This is a genomic window from Devosia rhodophyticola (assembly GCF_028816475.1).
In the GTDB taxonomy this organism is placed as follows: domain Bacteria; phylum Pseudomonadota; class Alphaproteobacteria; order Rhizobiales; family Devosiaceae; genus Devosia; species Devosia rhodophyticola.
This window is the reverse complement of sequence record NZ_CP118247.1, coordinates 1764366-1780951: the sequence shown is the minus strand read 5'-3', so window position 1 is coordinate 1780951 and position 16586 is coordinate 1764366. Positions and strand designations below refer to the sequence as shown.

Annotated in this window: 17 protein-coding genes and 1 pseudogene; 4 read left to right on the top strand and 14 right to left on the bottom strand. The window is 58.7% G+C overall.

What is annotated here, in order from left to right; all coding sequences use genetic code 11:
• The first annotated feature begins 80 nt into the window (after positions 1–80).
• Complete coding sequence (locus tag PSQ90_RS08760) at positions 81–356, top strand: hypothetical protein (protein ID WP_282209960.1); 276 nt, start codon at positions 81–83, stop codon at positions 354–356.
• A gap of 20 nt (positions 357–376) precedes the next feature.
• On the opposite strand, the gene PSQ90_RS08755 is transcribed toward PSQ90_RS08760, so the two are convergent.
• On the bottom strand, positions 377–1141 hold the full coding sequence (locus PSQ90_RS08755) for an SDR family NAD(P)-dependent oxidoreductase (protein ID WP_282213018.1): 765 nt from the start codon (positions 1139–1141) through the stop codon (positions 377–379).
• 116 nt (positions 1142–1257) lie between these two features.
• Here PSQ90_RS08755 and PSQ90_RS08750 point away from each other — a divergent pair, with 116 nt between their 5' ends.
• Positions 1258–1557: a hypothetical protein gene (locus PSQ90_RS08750; protein WP_282209959.1), complete on the top strand. Its 300-nt coding sequence runs from the start codon at positions 1258–1260 to the stop codon at positions 1555–1557.
• Positions 1558–1599: 42 nt separating this feature from the next.
• On the opposite strand, the gene leuC is transcribed toward PSQ90_RS08750, so the two are convergent.
• The 8 genes and pseudogenes from leuC to htpX all read right to left on the bottom strand — a co-directional run bounded on the left by leuC (position 1600) and on the right by htpX (position 10667).
• Positions 1600–3006 (bottom strand): 3-isopropylmalate dehydratase large subunit, encoded by a 1407-nt coding sequence (leuC, locus tag PSQ90_RS08745; protein ID WP_282209958.1) that lies wholly within the window; start codon positions 3004–3006, stop codon positions 1600–1602.
• Between the two features lie 67 nt (positions 3007–3073).
• The gene (locus PSQ90_RS17035; protein WP_328517492.1) at positions 3074–3361 is read right to left on the bottom strand and encodes a hypothetical protein; all 288 of its coding nucleotides are present in this window, start codon (positions 3359–3361) and stop codon (positions 3074–3076) included.
• Positions 3330–4343 carry an RNA polymerase sigma factor gene (locus tag PSQ90_RS08740; RefSeq protein WP_328517491.1) on the bottom strand — a complete coding sequence of 338 codons (1014 nt, stop codon included), beginning with the start codon at positions 4341–4343 and terminating at the stop codon, positions 3330–3332. The genes PSQ90_RS17035 and PSQ90_RS08740 overlap by 32 nt, the downstream gene beginning before the upstream one ends.
• A gap of 18 nt (positions 4344–4361) precedes the next feature.
• Positions 4362–4790, bottom strand: a complete 429-nt coding sequence (locus tag PSQ90_RS08735; RefSeq protein WP_282209957.1) for a YciI family protein — start codon at positions 4788–4790, stop codon at positions 4362–4364.
• Positions 4791–4906: 116 nt separating this feature from the next.
• Positions 4907–6498: pseudogene (gene purH / locus PSQ90_RS08730) on the bottom strand (bifunctional phosphoribosylaminoimidazolecarboxamide formyltransferase/IMP cyclohydrolase).
• 107 nt (positions 6499–6605) lie between these two features.
• A complete protein-coding gene (locus tag PSQ90_RS08725; RefSeq protein WP_282209956.1) occupies positions 6606–8255 on the bottom strand; it encodes a heparinase II/III family protein in 1650 nt (549 codons plus the stop codon).
• A 116-nt stretch (positions 8256–8371) separates the two neighbouring features.
• Positions 8372–9673, bottom strand: a complete 1302-nt coding sequence (locus PSQ90_RS08720) for an RsmB/NOP family class I SAM-dependent RNA methyltransferase (RefSeq protein WP_282209955.1) — start codon at positions 9671–9673, stop codon at positions 8372–8374.
• 10 nt (positions 9674–9683) lie between these two features.
• Complete coding sequence (gene htpX / locus PSQ90_RS08715; protein ID WP_282209954.1) at positions 9684–10667, bottom strand: zinc metalloprotease HtpX; 984 nt, start codon at positions 10665–10667, stop codon at positions 9684–9686.
• Positions 10668–10752: 85 nt separating this feature from the next.
• Here htpX and PSQ90_RS08710 point away from each other — a divergent pair, with 85 nt between their 5' ends.
• Complete coding sequence (locus PSQ90_RS08710; RefSeq protein ID WP_282209953.1) at positions 10753–10950, top strand: DUF1674 domain-containing protein; 198 nt, start codon at positions 10753–10755, stop codon at positions 10948–10950.
• On the opposite strand, the gene PSQ90_RS08705 is transcribed toward PSQ90_RS08710, so the two are convergent.
• From PSQ90_RS08705 to ccmA, 5 genes are read right to left on the bottom strand one after another with little or no spacing between them, the layout of a single operon-like run.
• Positions 10947–11489 (bottom strand): DsbE family thiol:disulfide interchange protein, encoded by a 543-nt coding sequence (locus PSQ90_RS08705; protein WP_282209952.1) that lies wholly within the window; start codon positions 11487–11489, stop codon positions 10947–10949. The genes PSQ90_RS08710 and PSQ90_RS08705 overlap by 4 nt on opposite strands.
• The gene (gene ccmD, locus PSQ90_RS08700) at positions 11489–11656 is read right to left on the bottom strand and encodes a heme exporter protein CcmD (RefSeq protein WP_282209951.1); all 168 of its coding nucleotides are present in this window, start codon (positions 11654–11656) and stop codon (positions 11489–11491) included. The genes PSQ90_RS08705 and ccmD overlap by 1 nt, the downstream gene beginning before the upstream one ends.
• Positions 11653–12411: a heme ABC transporter permease gene (locus PSQ90_RS08695; RefSeq protein ID WP_282209950.1), complete on the bottom strand. Its 759-nt coding sequence runs from the start codon at positions 12409–12411 to the stop codon at positions 11653–11655. Before PSQ90_RS08695 ends, ccmD begins: the two co-directional genes overlap by 4 nt.
• 9 nt (positions 12412–12420) lie before the next feature.
• Entirely contained in the window at positions 12421–13086 is a 666-nt protein-coding gene (gene ccmB, locus PSQ90_RS08690) for a heme exporter protein CcmB (RefSeq protein WP_282209949.1), read from the bottom strand.
• Complete coding sequence (gene ccmA, locus PSQ90_RS08685) at positions 13083–13718, bottom strand: heme ABC exporter ATP-binding protein CcmA (protein ID WP_282209948.1); 636 nt, start codon at positions 13716–13718, stop codon at positions 13083–13085. The genes ccmB and ccmA overlap by 4 nt, the downstream gene beginning before the upstream one ends.
• Before the next feature lie 178 nt (positions 13719–13896).
• On the opposite strand from ccmA, the gene acnA reads away from it, so the two are divergent.
• Positions 13897–16572, top strand: a complete 2676-nt coding sequence (gene acnA / locus PSQ90_RS08680; protein ID WP_282209947.1) for an aconitate hydratase AcnA — start codon at positions 13897–13899, stop codon at positions 16570–16572.
• Positions 16573–16586 lie beyond the last annotated feature (14 nt).

Below are 16586 nucleotides of genomic sequence, written 5' to 3'. Positions count from 1 at the left end.
TCACCAATTGTTCACTAAATGGCGGGGAGGCCAACTATGAAAGATAGTCACACGCTTGTCAGGCATCAGGACATTCGGAATTGGGTCTGCGACAAAAGGGAATCCCGGCAATTTCCCGGGTTCGCGACAATTTTGGCGATGTTAAGTCCCGCCTGTGCCTGAGTTTTGACAAACGCCGTCATGACGCCGCTACCGATCAGGATCAGGACGACGGCATGAGCCCGGTTTCATGGACCGCCTGGTTGGCAGAACTGGATCGCCAGCAATTGGCCCTTAAGGTTTCTGCCAGCAGTACTGAGGACTGTGAACTGGTACAGCGGCGCGAGGCCGCAAGAGAGATGCCACAGTCGCACTAAGTGCAATCAGATCGGCGGGGCTAGCGTGTCGTGTAGCCCCCGTCGATCACCAACACCTCACCGGTGACATAACTGGACGCGTCAGAGCATAAATAAAGTGCGGCCGCACCAATGTCCTGGGGCGTGCCCGGTCGACGCATTGGCGTCATATCGGTCCAGATTGGCGCCCATTCCTCATTGGCAAAGCCACCCGCCGTCATGGCAGTCGAAATATAGCCGGGCGCAATCGCGTTGACGCGGATATTTTCCTCGGCATAGTCGCTGGCAAGGCTTTTGGTCAGCATGTGAACCGCAGCCTTGCTGGCGTTGTAGGCGGCCTGGCGCTGGGGAATGTTTGAAATATAGCCCGATATCGAGCCAATATTGAGAATAACGCCGCCTTTTTGCTGCCGCATCGGCGTCAACGCAGCCCGGCAGGTATAAAATACCGAATCCAGATTGATCGACATCAGACGGCGGTACGTGTCGGTTGAAAATGTTTCAGTGTCGCCATGCTGGGCGACCCCGGCATTGTTGACCAGAATGTCCAATCGACCGACCAGAGCCAGCGTGTCGGCAATCAGTTTGGCCGGCGCGTCCGGATCACTCATGTCGGCATTGATATAGTCGACGTTGTAGCCCGCGTCGCGCAGTTCGGTCAGCGCCGCTTGGTTTTCCTGACGTGAGGCGATAACAAGCCGCGCGCCTGCGTCACCCAGCGCCTTGGCGATGCCAAGACCAATGCCACGGGTCCCCCCGGTCACCAGAGCCGACTTGCCATCCAATCGAAATAGGTCAAAAATCATCATTGCCTCCCAGCGATCAGACATTAGCCCATTCACGAGAAGGCGCAATGGTTTGGCACGCAGAGGAACCATCTTCCCCGCCCCGACTTGTCCTGCAACACCACCAGGAGCGCCCAATGCCAAAAATCCTCACCTCCCACGACGACATTCGCCAATGGACTTCGGCACGCGGCGGCAACCCGATGCTGATGGAAGTGCCTGATGGCTCGGACACGCGCACCATCCTGCAACTGACATTCGGCCAGGAGGCGCTAAATTCCGACCATAATCAGGGCCCCGACCGGATCGGTGGGTTTCAGTTGGTCAGTTGGGATGATTGGTTTGCAGCGCTTGATGAGAATAATCTGTGGCTGCGTGTTTCCGATGATCCATCGGGTGGCAATGAAGCCGAATTTGAATTTGTGCCCCGCGATTAGCCGGGCTTCGGGAGCGCCACGAGCGCTCCCGAGAGCATCAACTTACTGCCAGTCACGAATGTCAACGAAATGGCCGGTAACGGCTGCCGCCACCGCCATTTCGGGCGACACCAGATGGGTGCGGCCCTTAAAGCCCTGACGGCCTTCAAAATTGCGGTTTGAGGTCGAGGCGCAACGCTCCTTCGGCTTGAGCTTGTCGGCATTCATGGCCAGGCACATCGAGCAGCCCGGCTCACGCCAGTCGAACCCGGCGTCCTTGAATATCACATCCAGACCTTCGGCCTCTGCCTGTTCCTTGACTAACCCGGAGCCGGGTACGACCATGGCTGACACATTGCCATGAACCTTCTTGCCCTTGACCGCGGCCGCGGCAACGCGCAGATCCTCGATCCGCCCATTGGTGCACGACCCCAGGAACACCCGGTCCACCGTGATGTCGGTGATCCTGGTGCCGGGCTTCAAACCCATATATTCGAGGGCCCGCCACTTGGAAGCACGTTTGTTTTCATCAGCAATATCATCGGGATTGGGCACTTCGCCCGTGACCGCAATCACGTCTTCAGGCGAAGAGCCCCAGGAAACGATAGGCGGCAAATTGGCCGCGTCGAGTACCACGACCTTGTCGTAATGGGCGCCGTCGTCGGTATAAAGCGTTTTCCAATAATCAAGCGCCATGTCCCAAGCCGTGCCTGACGGCGCGCGATTGCGGCCTTCGACATAGTCGTAGGTTGTTTGATCCGGCGCGATCAATCCGGCGCGCGCGCCCCCTTCGATAGTCATGTTGCACACCGTCATCCGGCCTTCCATCGACAGCGCTTCGATGGCTTCGCCAGCAAATTCAATCACGTGACCATTGCCGCCCGCCGTGCCGATCTCGCCAATGATCGCCAAAATGATATCCTTGGCGGTAACATGGGGCGGCAGCTTGCCATCCACCCGCACCAGCATGTTCTTGGCCTTTTGCTGGATCAGAGTCTGCGTGGCCAGCACATGTTCGACCTCGGACGTGCCGATGCCATGGGCCAGCGCGCCAAAAGCGCCGTGTGTCGAGGTATGGCTATCGCCACATACAATAGTCATGCCCGGTAGGGTGAATCCCTGCTCGGGACCGACGATGTGCACAATGCCCTGCCGCTTGTCCAACTCGTCGAAATATTCGACACCGAACTCGCGGGCGTTCTCGGCCAGCGTATCGACCTGTAATTTGCTTTCAGGATCATCGATTCCGGCGCTGCGGTCAGACGTCGGCACATTGTGATCAACCACCGCCAGCGTGCGTTCTGGATGGCGAACACGGCGCTTGTTGAGGCGCAGGCCTTCGAATGCCTGTGGGCTTGTCACTTCATGGACCAGATGCCGATCAATATAGAGCAGCGAGGTGCCATCTTCGTTGTTCTGAACCAGATGGTCGTCCCAGATCTTGTCGTAAAGCGTGCGCGCCTTGGTCATGTAATGTGTGTCCAGCAAAGCTTGGGAAAGATTTCTGGAGCCGTTCTAATCCCAGCGCCTGCGAGGGTCAAGATTTTGCGCCAGCCAATCGTTCGGCCCGCTTCTGCATCAGCGCTTTTTCGACTTGATTTTGCGTCAGAGCCGCAGCCCTCGCAAAGCATGCCGATGCTTCCCCATCCCGGCCTAGCCGTTCGAGCAACTCCCCACGCGCCGCGGCAAATAGCGGATAATGCGCCAATGCTTCGGCATCGACATGGTGCTCGAGATGGTCAAGTCCCGCCTTTGCGCCATGCGCCTGCGCGATCGCCACCCCGCGATTGAGTTCAATAACGGGGCCGGGATTGATTTGTGCCAATTGGCCGTAAAGTCGGGCAATCTCGTTCCAGTCGGTTTCCGCAGGACAGAGCGGCCCGCGCGTGACAGGCGGCAATGGCGGCCTGCAAACTGTAGGAACCAGGGTGCAGCGACTCGGCCCGTGCCCGATCAACGCCCGCAAGCCCCCGCCCGATCAAAGTTCGATCCCAGCGGGCGCGATTTTGCTCAGCCAGCAGGATCGGCGTGCCATCAGCACCATGGCGGGCCGCGAACCGGGACGCCTGCAGTTCCATCAAGGCAACCAGCCCGTGTACTTCGGATTGATCGGGTACCATTTGCGCCAATATCCGGCCCATGCGCATGGCTTCCTCGCACAATTGTGGTCGCATCCAGTCCTGCCCGGTGGTCGCCGAATACCCTTCGTTAAAGATCAGATAGAGGACACCCAGCACTGAACCCAGCCGCGCCTGCCGCTCGGCACTGTTTGGAAATGCGAACCGTTCGCCCGCCTCGGCCAGTGTTCTCTTGGCGCGTACGATCCGCTGCGCCATGGTGGCTTCGCTTACCAAAAAGGCGCGTGCAATTTCATTGGTGCTCAATCCCCCAATCAAACGCAGGGTCAGCGCCGACTGCGCTTCGGGCGACAATGCTGGATGACAGGCCACAAACATCAGGTTCAATAAGTCATCGCCTGACCCTGCATCGAGCAAGGCTTCAGGATCCGGTGCCGCCGAAGCGTCGGTGGGTGTCGCATGCGCAATTTCTGGCAGCTTGCGGGCAACCATGGCATTGTGCCGAAAATAGTCGATGGCGCAGCGCTTGGCGCTGGTCATCAGCCATGCGCCCGGATTATCCGGCACGCCCGATTTCGGCCACGACTGCAAAGCGCCAACCAGTGCTTCCTGCGCCAACTCCTCCGCCAGGCTGATATCGCGCACCATGCGCACCAGCCCCGCCACCAATCTGGGCGCTTCCATGCGCCAGACCGTTTCAATGGCGCGGCTGATATTGTCGCCGTTCATCAAATCAATATGCAGGCGTTAGCCATTGGAGATGGGCTTTTGCGCGTCCCGGAATTCCTGTTCCTTGGCGAGATGTTCCTCGGTAATGCTATCTGAAACAAAGTCAGATGCTTCGAACGCCTTGCGCAACTCTACTTCCATCCCTGCATCGAATGGGATCCGCTTGCACCATTCCAGCGCCTCTTCGTAGGATTTGGTCTGGATCATCCAGAATCCAGCGATCAATTCCTTGGTTTCACTGAACGGCCCATCGGTGACGACAACCTTGCCGTTTTCCGATTTTATCCGCGCGCCCCTGGAGGATGGATGCAGCCCATCGCCGGCCAGCATCACCCCGGCCTCAATCATTTTCTCGTTGAACACGCCCATTCTGGCGATGGCTTCGGATGAAGGCATGACTCCAGCTTCGCTGTCTGCATTGGCCTTGACGATAATCATGAAACGCATTTGGATGCTCCCCTGTTGTACCGGGCCGGTCCCCATGACCTGCCCGAATACCAACACGACGAACCAATGGTAGCTGGATCGACACGCCAGACAAAATAAATTGTCCGGCGGACAAATTAATGGCGGAAATGGCGCATACCGGTAAAAATCATGGCAATGCCGGCCGCATCCGCCGCATCAATCACTTCCTGATCGCGCATAGATCCACCCGGCTGCACGACCGCCGTCGCGCCCGCTTCAACCAATGCTTCAAGTCCATCAGCAAATGGAAAAAAAGCATCTGAGGCGACGACCGACCCTCGGGTCAACGCCCCCTCGATCCCGGCGGCCTGAGCGGCGTCGATGGACTTTCGGTGCGCCACGCGGGCCGAATCAACTCGGCTCATCTGCCCCGCGCCAATCCCAACTGTTGCCCCATCTTTGACGTAAATTATCGCGTTGGATTTGACGTGCTTAGCCACCTTTGCCGCCAATTTCATATCGGTTAGTTCAGCGGCACTGGGCTGTTTTCTGGTCACAACCTTGAGGTCGCAGTCATCGACACTGGTATTGTCGCGTGTCTGCACCAACAGTCCGCCCGAAACCGAACGCACCGTCAACCCGTCGGCTTTCGGATCAGCGAGCCCCCCGTCAGCAGTAGCCGCAGGTTTTTCTTGGCGGCAATGATCTCGATTGCCTCAGAGGTAGCCGATGGTGCCACGATCACTTCGGTAAATACCTTGACGATCTCAGTGGCAGTCGCCGCATCAATCTCGCGGTTGATCGCCACTATGCCGCCAAAGGCACTGACCGGATCGGTGCGCAACGCCATGCGATAGGCGTCGATAATCGTATCGGCAACCGCAACACCGCATGGATTGGCATGCTTGATGATCGCCACCGCTGCCGTTTTGACCGGATCAAATTCACTCACCAATTCGAACGCGGCGTCCGTATCGTTGATATTGTTGTAGGAAAGCGTCTTGCCTTGCACCTTTTTGGCGCTGGCCACGCCGGGCCGCGCATCCCCCGTGGTATAAAAACCGGCCCATTGATGCGGATTTTCGCCATAGCGCATGACTTCTGCCAATTGCCCCGAAAAACTGCGATAGGGAATTTCGGGATAATTGATGGCCTTGGCAAACCAGCTCGAAATTGCCCCATCATAGGCAGCGGTCCGTGCATAGGCTTTGGCCGCAAGCCGCTGGCGCATATCAAACGGCACACCGCCGGTTTCAGCAATTGCCGCAAGGATCGCCGGATAGTCAGTCGGATCGACAACAACGGTGACATAGGCATGATTTTTGGCGGCCGAGCGGATCATGGCAGGCCCGCCAATATCGATGTTCTCGATAATGGTGTCGTAATCGGCGCCCTTGGCGACAGTTTCCTCAAACGGATAAAGATTGACAGCAACCAGCTCGATACCGCCGATTTCGTGGGCGTCCATGGCCGCCTTGTGCTCGGCATTGTCCCGGACCGCCAAAAGCCCGCCATGCACCTTTGGATGCAGGGTCTTGACCCGGCCATCCATCATTTCGGGAAAGCCGGTCAGTTCCGAAATTTCGCGCACCGTCAGCCCTGCGTCGGCGATCAGGCGATGCGTGCCGCCCGTTGACACCAGATCGACCCCGGCCGCCGACAGCCCCTTGGCAAAGTCCACCATGCCGGCCTTGTCAAACACCGATAGCAGGGCCCGCCCGACCTTGACTGTCTTGCTGTGGTTCATGAACGCGCTTCCCGATTTGAATTGATGGGGGCGCTATAAGCCAGATAGGGGCCTGCGGGCAACGCCCCTGCGCCATTTTGCGCGGCGTAAGCCCAATTGATCGCATTTCAGGACTGTTCCAGCGTCACGATCCAGGCAATTTCATCGCCCACTTCGACATCGGCCTCGAGCACCAACTGCTGCGTGCGGTGAAATCCGACATAGGACGATTGCCGGACGCTTTCCTCGACGCGAAGGTCCGCCCCCTCCCACAAAAAACTCCAAACCGCGCCATTTGGCAGCACCAGCCGCACGATGCCTTCATTGCCGATACGGCGCACCATGACGCCGGGTGCAAGATGGAACCGGGCCGTGATCACGCCTGAAACTGGCGCTTTGCCCGCCCGGATCATCCGATCCTGACCCACAAGGGTGGTCCCGCTCGACAAGAGAGTTATGCGCCGCTCCAGCGACACCCCGAAGCGAGCCGCATAGCCATTTTGAACCAGGCTCAACAGCTGATCGGCGCTATTGAGCGTCAGGCCGGGCCCAGCGCCCGTCTGATGGGGTATTTCGGCCAATGGGCCTTTTTCGCGAATACGCGTCGCACTTTGGGCATTGATAGTGGGCGCCGAATGAGCCACGCCGCGACGAAACAACAATTTGCTGTCGGGCAAATCGGCGGGTGCGGGGCCACAATTGCCAATAATCTGCTCGGTACCATGGCTGAATTCGAACGAAAGGGCACCAGCATGGGCTTCGCGGGCAAACTCAGGCGGCGGCACCTGTCCGCCATCGGCAATGACCACGGCTTCGCCATCACGTAACACACCAAATCCACTCAACAGGCGACTGACTTGCTTCTGGGGTACGCCGCTCGCCTGCACGGCGATCAATACGTCGTGCGGCAATTGCCCGGTGCCGTTGGCATAAACCGGCTCACCGCTGCCCAATGTCAGGGCATCGAGCGCCTGGTGCATTTTTTCAACCTGATTGCCAAGTCGATGGCCCCAGTCACTGTTAAAATTTGAGAGGCCCGAACGCACGCTGGCAAGCTCGGCCAGCAACAGCAGCTGGACGCGGGGACTGCGCGCGAGATGCAGGCCATCGCTGTCAATCTGGGCGGCCAGCACCGCATCCAGCCGCAACGCGGCCGCTTCGATGTGATCCGAGGTTTCCTGATCGCAAAGCGACGCGCCCAGAACCGCGATGCAGGCCAGCAATCGATCAACCGGATCGTTGATCAGTTTGCACCGCACCTTGAGGCTCTGGATCTGGGTCCCAAGCGAGCGCATGATGGTGCGACTTTGTTCGGCATTGGCTCCCTCAAGCAGCAAATTGAGATGACGCAGCCAATTCAAAACCCGTTGGGCGCAAACCCCCGGTGCCCAGGTTTCGCGCTCAAATTCACCCGAGCGCCCGATCCAATCGAGCACCAGCATACGAGCAAATCCGCGCTCGCCAGCGTCGCGCACGTCGCGAAAATGGCGCAGCCACGAAAACCCCTGCAGGTTGATACGCCAGTCAACATGCTCGGTTTCTATCCCGAAGGGCGAAACGCCCCCTGTTTCCACCAGCCTGGATGCCAACAGATAGCGCCCTGCCATCATGTCGCGCACAGCATCGCGATCACTGGGACGATATTCGGGCAGATTGCTGTCGTAGCCGGTATCGGCGGTGCCGGTCCACGTCCAGCGCAGCATTGGCAGGGTGACAATGCGGTCAGCCAAGCCGTTAGCGAGCCGCCCCACGGCAAATTGCCATGCGTCCAGCATCATACGCCCCCAGCCGCTTTGGCTGTCAACACTGGCAATTGCAAACCGTTCAATGAACCACTCAACTCAACTGGACTAACTGCATTCCTGGGCGATGCACTGCATCGAAAAACATTCACTCAGTGTCGCCCGAAGCGGGCCACAAAAAATCCATCCATGCCACCCGGTTGTCTACCCGGCGCCATTCCAGGATGCGTACGCAGCAGGCCATCGGGCGAAACCGCTCCCGCCAGATCACCACCGATTTCGTCCGGGCCAATCGGCAAAAGCTTTAGGTCGGGCAAATGCTGAAGTGCCCATTCAACCTGTGCCTCGCCCTCCTCCGGCTCCAGCGAACACACACAATATAGCAGCACCCCACCCTGATTGAGACAACGAAACGCGTTAATCAATAACGCGCGTTGCACGCTGACCCGTCCGGCGATGTCACTCGCCATCCGATGCCAGATAACCTCGGGGTGCCGCCGAAAGGTTCCGGTTGCTGAACACGGCGCATCCAGCAACACCCCGTCAAACCCGGATTCGGGCGCAAATGTAGCGGCGTCCGCTGTCACTGTTTCGGCCTCGTAGTCCAGCCGGGTCAAATTGATCTTGAGGCGCTCCATGCGCTTGGCGTCTGCATCAAGCGCGGTGACCTGGTAGCCGGCCTTGATCAATTGCGCCGTCTTGCCACCGGGCGCAGCGCACAGATCAAGCACCCGGGCGCCCTTTTCCAGTCCCATGAGACGTGCAGGGAGCGCTGAGGCTGCGTCCTGCACCCACCAGCGACCTTCTGCATAGCCGGGCAATCCTTCAACCGGCCGATCCCGTGTTTCGACCCGAACACTATCGTCCATCAATGGAACCGCACCCAGCGCCGCAATCAGGTCGGGGTCATTGTCCTTAAGCGTCAGATCAAGCGGGGCGCCGGCAATCAGAGCATCGGTAAATGCAGGTATAGCTGCCTCGCCGTAGGCATCCACCCAGGTATCGCCGAACGTTTCGGGGATCAATAAATCATCGGACAGCGACCAGTACTTGGCCGAATTGGCCTGCGCCCGGCGCAGCACAGCATTCATCAATCCGGTCAGATGCTGGGCCTTCTTGTCACGCTTGAGCGCTTCAACGGCCAAAAACAGCGCGCTGTGGGCACCCAGATCAGGCAGATAAACGAGCTGGGCCAGCGATAGGCGCAACACCGCTTCAAAGCTGCCGCTCTTGCCCGGTAGCCCCTTGTCGAGTAGCGCGTGCATTATGAAGTTGATTTGCCCATGCCGCCGCAGCGCCATCGTGATCAGCCGATTGGCGGTTGCGCGGTCGCGGCTATCGGCAATATCGTTTGCGCCCAGCGCCACAAAATTGTCGCCACTCAACACAGCACGCAACCGCGAAGCCGCCACGAGGCGCAGGCTCAGGCCTGCTGGTTCTTTCTTTGCCGTCAAAAGCTTTCACTCATCCCCAGGGACCGCGACTGTCGCCATCCTCATCTTCGCGTCGTATTTGTGGTACGCGCCAGCTTCCACCCTGACCCGGCGCTGCCCGCACCGTGCCCGAACGCGAAGCACTTGTCGGGCTCTTATGGTTCACCTGCATCGCACTCGCAAGGTTTGTCAGCGCTTCAATGCGATTGGCGGTGTCGGGATGAGTGGAAAACAGATTATCCATGCGCTGCCCGCTCAGCGGGTTGATGATGTACATGTGCGCCATCGCCGGATTGCGCTCGGCGGCAACATTGACCTGTCGCCCGGCAAGGCCCGCGATTTTGCGCAGGGCCGAGGCCAGCGCCAGCGGATCGCCCGATATTTCGGCCCCCGCCTTGTCGGCCTCATACTCGCGGGTCCGGCTGACCGCCATCTGCACCAGCATGGCTGCGACCGGGGCCAGGAACACCATGAGCAGCGCGCCCATGCCGCCCAGCGGATTGTCGCGCCGATTGCCACCGCCAAAGAACAGGCCAAATTGGGCCAGCATAGATATAGCACCGGCAAACGTAGCCGTGATCGTCATCGTCAGCGTATCGCGATTGCGGATATGGCCCAGTTCATGGGCGATAACCGCCGCGACTTCGCGGGTTTCAAGGTGTTTGAGCAGGCCCGCCGACACAGCGACCGCGCCATGTTGGGGATCCCGGCCGGTGGCAAAAGCGTTGGGCTGATCGGTTTCGATCAGATAGACCGCCGGGGTTGGAATGCCCGCGCGTTGGGAGAGCGTGTCAACCATTTCATATAGTTCGGGCGCTCGACTCTGCGCCACCGGCACGGCATTTTGCATGCGCAAAACCAGTTTGTCCGAATTCCAGTAGCCAATGGCGTTGGTTACCAGCGCAAATCCAAACGCCATGACCATGCCGCCGGTACCGCCAATGAAATAGCCCACGGCCATGAACAGCGCAGTCAGCGCCGCCAACAGAACCCCGGTACGAAGTGCGTTGAACATCTTGCTTGATCCTGCCAATCTTTGCCCAATATGTTGGGAGCCGACAGGTTCGGCGCAAGATGCCCGGCTGAATGAGAAGATTGCAATGCCCGAAACGCCCACACAAGCACTGACGAAAACTCTGACACCTGCCGCCAAACGCGCTTTGGCCGAAGCCGAGGCGCGCCGTACCGAACTGGACCGACAGTTGGCCCAATTGCCGCCCGAGACCGGTGGTCGTGGCGGTCTGGAGCCTGCTCGTTATGGTGATTGGGAAATCAAGGGCCTGACCAGCGACTTTTAGGGTTTGACGGCGCGAGCACGCTTGATCGCGGGCAGAATTTCCTTTTCAACATCCGCCCCCGTCATTGGGCCGACGTGCTTGAAGGCAATGACCCCGCGCGCATCCACGATAAAGGTTTCGGGCACTCCATAGACGCCCCAGTCAATCGAAACACGTCGGTTTTCGTCAGCCCCGACCCGATCATAGGGATTGCCCAGTTCTTCAAGAAATGCCACCGCATTTTCGGGCTTGTCAGCCTGATTGATGCCAAAGAGTCGGACCCCGGACACATCCTTGAGCGCGGTAAGCACCGGATGTTCCTCGCGGCAGGGAACGCACCAGCTGGCAAACACATTGACCACAGTCACCTCGCCAACAAGGCTTTGGGTATCAAAGCCGGTCACCCCCAGACCAGCCACCGCCGGCATGTCGAATTGGGGTGCGGGCTTGTCGATCAAGACCGAGCGCACCAGGTTCGGATCACGGTTGATCGAAAAGGCAAAAACGCTCAACAACGCCGCCAGCAGCAAAAGCGGCAGGCCGAAAAATACATAACGCATCAATGATTATCCGACCGGCGGCGCACGCCTTGCGTTTCAAGTGTTGTCAGCCGCCTTGATACACGCCGCGCATCAAGCAATACCGCCCCGACCAATCCGGCAACCGCAATCGCCGACCCGACATAGGCCCAGATGATAAATACCGCATGAGGTCCCAGATCGATCATGCCAAAGCTCCCGCAGCGCGCCGTTCCAGCCCCATCGCTTTGCGGCGCCGGATCTCGGTATGCATGGCCTTGAGGTGCAGCACCAGAAACAAAAAGGTGAAGGCAAAAAACATAAGGAACAACGGGATCAGAATGGACGGTGGAATCGTCGGACCATCTGGGCGGAACACGCTGGCAGGCTGGTGCAGCGTGCTCCACCAATCCACCGAAAACTTGATGATCGGAATATTGACCGCCCCGACGAGCGTAAAGACCGCAATAACCCGCGCGGCGCGCAACTGATCATCAAATGCCCGCCACAGCGCGATAATGCCCAGATAAATAAGCAGCAGAACGAGGGTCGAGGTCATGCGCCCGTCCCACTCCCAGAACGTACCCCAGGTGGGTCGCCCCCAGAGCGCACCGGTATAGAGGGCGAGTGCTGTGAAAACCGCGCCCAATGGGGCGGCAGCCTTCATCGAAACATCGGCCAGCGGATGGCGCCACACCAGGGTGCCAAGCGCTGAAACCGCCATGATCACATAGACAAATTGGCTCAGCCAGGCGTTGGGGACATGCACATACATGATGCGCACCGTTTCGCCCATTTGATAGTCTTCGGGCGAATTGAAAAAGGCATAGTAGAGCCCGACAACAAACAATACCGCCGTGATCCCCACCAGCGGCCACAACAGCGGCTGCGTCCAGGCCATGAACTGGCCGGGATGGGCAATGCGGCTGAACCAGCCTTGTCTGGATTTGGTATCAATGCTCATAGGAGGCCCTTAATCTTCCCCCCACTTTATCGCAAGCGCGGCCACAAAGGGAGCCAGCGCCGCTGTCATGAGACTGATTGCCGCAAGAAACAACAGTGCCGCGTCCGATTGATCAGGTCCGGCACCCGTCGAAATCGTGCCAACTCCGAAAATCAGGATGGGTATGGCCATCGGTAGGATCAGCACCGGCGCAATCAGCCCACCCCGCCGGATTGATACCGTTACCGCTGCCCCAATGGCCCCCAGCGCCACCAGTGCCGGTGTGCCAACCAATAATGAAACGACGGCCCTTCCCAATGTTGGCATGTCCATGGCCAGCATGATCGCCAGCAAAGGGCTGGCAATAATCAGGGGCAGCGCGGTCAATAGCCAGTGGGCAGCCACCTTGGCACCAACAATTGCTGAAAACGGCAGATCGGCCTGCCGCAACAGAACCAGTGTGCCATCCTCATGATCAGCACGAAACATTCGATCCAGCCCCAGCAGCATCGAAAGGAACGCGGCAATCCAGACAATCGCCGGGGCCAATCGCGACAGCATCGCTTTGTCGGGGCCCATTGCAAACGGCACGATTACCCCGATCATCACAAAAAACAGTACCAGCGTCAGCACATCGCCGCCGCTGCGTGCTGCCAATTTCAACTCTCGTGCCAAAACGGCCCCAAAAGCGTTCATGAGGCTGCCCCCAGCCGCAGGACTCGGCCACGTGCAGTATCGCCAAGCGGCAAATCATCGTGCGTTGCCGCAATCACTACGCCGCCCGCGGCCAGATGTTCGTCAAGCAGCACGCCGATCAGTTGGTCGCCCGCACTATCGAGCGCCGCCATCGGTTCATCGAGCAGCCAGACAGGCCGATGACTAACCAGAAGCCGCGCCAGCGCCAGCCGCTTTCCCTGCCCGGCTGACAAATGTCCCGCATCCACCGAAGCAATGGCGCCAAGCCCCACACGGTCCAATGCCGCCGGAACGCTATTACCGGTGCCACCGTTTAGCGCCGCCCAGAACTCAAGGTTCTCAAAAACGCTTAGCCGTTGCTTGATTGCATTATGATGCCCGCAAAAATGCAGAATTGGTGGCCCCTCGGAATCAGGGCCATCAAACTCAATTGTGCCTGCCGCTGGTGTAATCAAACCTGCCAGCGTCAGGAGCAATGTAGTCTTGCCCGCCCCGTTGGGGCCGCGTAGCGCCAATGCCGCTCCGCCCGGAACCTCAAAATCGAGCCCGGCAAAAAGGATATTGTCGCCACGTTGGCCGCTAAGCCCCGCAGCGCGCAAGATGATTTTCTCAAAGGCTTGCCGATCTGTCATGACCCCATGTCGTATTGAAACAAAGTCCGCACTGGCAAGCACCAAATTGTTTGGGTATAAGCCCTTCCAGATTGGACTCATTCCAGCAAAGGCGCTGCGCCCTCGTGCCAAACCGGGCAGACCTGCCCCTCTTGGCCTGGCCGTATCGCCTTTGGAACCTAGCTAAAAGGCGGGCACCATGACCTCATCTCTGAATAGCTTCAATTCAAAAACCACCCTCGATGTGGGCGGCAAGACCTACACTTATTTTTCGCTGCCACTGGCCGAAAAGAATGGTCTGGAGGGCATTTCCGCCCTGCCACACTCGATGAAGGTGGTGCTGGAAAACCTGTTGCGCTTTGAAGATGGCAGCACCGTTACCAGGGATGACATTCTGGCAGTTGCCAAATGGCTCAAGACCCGCAAGTCCGAACACGAAATTTCCTATCGCCCCGCACGCGTGCTGATGCAGGACTTTACCGGCGTGCCTGCCGTGGTCGACCTTGCCGCCATGCGTGACGCGACCACCGGTCTTGGCGCTGATCCGCAAAAGATCAACCCGCTGGTGCCGGTTGATCTGGTCATCGACCACTCGGTCATGGTCGATAGTTTCGGCACCGCTGGCTCCTTCACCCGGAACGTCGAGCTGGAATATCAGCGCAATGGCGAGCGCTACGAGTTCCTGCGCTGGGGCCAGAAAGCCTTTGACAACTTCCGCGTTGTGCCTCCCGGCACCGGCATCTGCCATCAGGTCAATCTTGAATATCTGGCCCAGACCGTCTGGACCAAAGACGAAAACGGGGAAACTATTGCGTACCCCGACACGCTGGTTGGCACCGACAGCCACACCACTATGGTCAATGGTTTGGCGGTTCTCGGCTGGGGTGTTGGCGGCATTGAAGCCGAAGCGGCCATGCTCGGCCAGCCAATCACCATGATGATCCCCGAAGTTGTGGGCTTCAAGGTCACCGGCAAGATCAATGAAGGCATTACCGCCACCGATCTGGTGCTCACCATCACCGAAATGCTGCGCAAGAAGGGCGTCGTCGGCAAGTTCGTTGAATTTTTCGGCCCCGGCCTCGATTTCCTCTCGCTTGAAGATCAGGCAACCATTGCCAACATGGCGCCCGAATATGGCGCAACCTGCGGGTTTTTCCCTATCGATACCGACACCCTGCAATATCTGACCACCTCTGGTCGCGAGGCCGACCGCGTCGCACTGGTTGAGGCCTACGCCAAGGCGCAAGGCATGTTCCGTGAGACAGCCTCCTCCGATCCGGTTTTTACCTCGACGCTCGAACTTGACCTGACAACTGTTGTACCCTCGATTTCGGGCCCAAAACGCCCGCAGGACCGCATCGCGCTCGACGCCGCCAAATCGGCATTTGCCAAGGCGCTGCCCACCGAGTTCTCAAAAACCGACGATCCAAAGATCAATGTCGACGGCACGGACTATGCAATCGGCCACGGCGACGTTGTAATCGCCGCCATCACCTCCTGCACCAACACCTCCAACCCCTCCGTTCTGGTCGCTGCCGGGTTGGTTGCCCGCAAGGCACGGGCGCTGGGCCTCGATAGCAAACCGTGGGTCAAAACCTCGCTTGCCCCCGGCTCGCAGGTGGTGACCGATTATCTTGATAGCGCGGGTCTGTCCGACGACCTCAACGCCATCGGTTTTAATTTGGTCGGCTATGGCTGCACCACCTGTATCGGCAATTCCGGGCCGCTGCCCGCCGAAATCTCCAAAGCTGTTCAGGCCGGGGATCTGGTGGCAGCCTCAGTACTTTCAGGAAACCGCAACTTCGAAGGCCGGGTTAATCCCGACGTCAAGGCCAATTTCCTCGCTTCGCCGCCATTGGTTGTGGCCTACGCCTTGGCCGGTTCGATGAACATCGACATTACGACCGAACCTTTGGGCACCGGCTCTGACGGTAAGCCCGTCTATCTCAAAGACATCTGGCCCACCAATCACGAAGTCGCGGACATAGTGCGTACCCACGTGACCCAGGAAATGTTCAAGGGCCGTTATTCGGACGTCTTCAAGGGCGACACCCATTGGCAGGGCATCGCTGTGGATGACGCCGAGACCTACGGCTGGAACTCGGGTTCAACCTATGTACAGAACCCGCCATATTTCGAGAATCTGAAAATGGAACCAGCGCCGGTCACCGATATCAATAAGGCGCGTATTCTGGGTCTGTTCCTTGACTCGATCACCACCGACCATATTTCTCCGGCTGGATCGTTCAAGGGCAACACCCCGGCCGGCCGCTACCTCGAGGAGCATCAGGTCGCCCCGCGTGACTTCAATTCCTACGGCGCCCGCCGCGGCAATCACGAAGTCATGATGCGCGGCACATTTGCCAATATCCGCATCAAGAACCAGATGGTGCCCGGCGTCGAAGGCGGCTTCACCAAAGGCCCCGATGGCACTGAGATGGCCATGTATGACGCGGCAATGGCCTATCAGGCGCAAAACACCCCTCTGGTCGTATTTGCCGGCAAGGAATATGGCACCGGCTCCAGCCGTGACTGGGCCGCCAAGGGCACCAACCTTTTGGGCATCCGCGCCGTCATCGCCCAGAGCTTTGAACGCATCCACCGCTCAAATCTCGTGGGCATGGGCGTGCTTCCTCTGCAGTTCGCCGACGGTGAAAGCTGGCAAACTCTTGGTCTGGATGGCAGCGAAACCGTCACCATTCAGGGCATTACCCAGATTGCGCCGCGCGCCGATGTCAGCGTCCAGATCGTTTCAGCCGATGGCAAGGAACGCACCATCACAACGCGCTGCCGCATCGATACTGCGATTGAGTTGGATTACTACCGCCACGGAGGCATCCTGCAATATGTCTTGCGAAGCCTCGTTGCCGCCTAAGATCCTGCCGCATT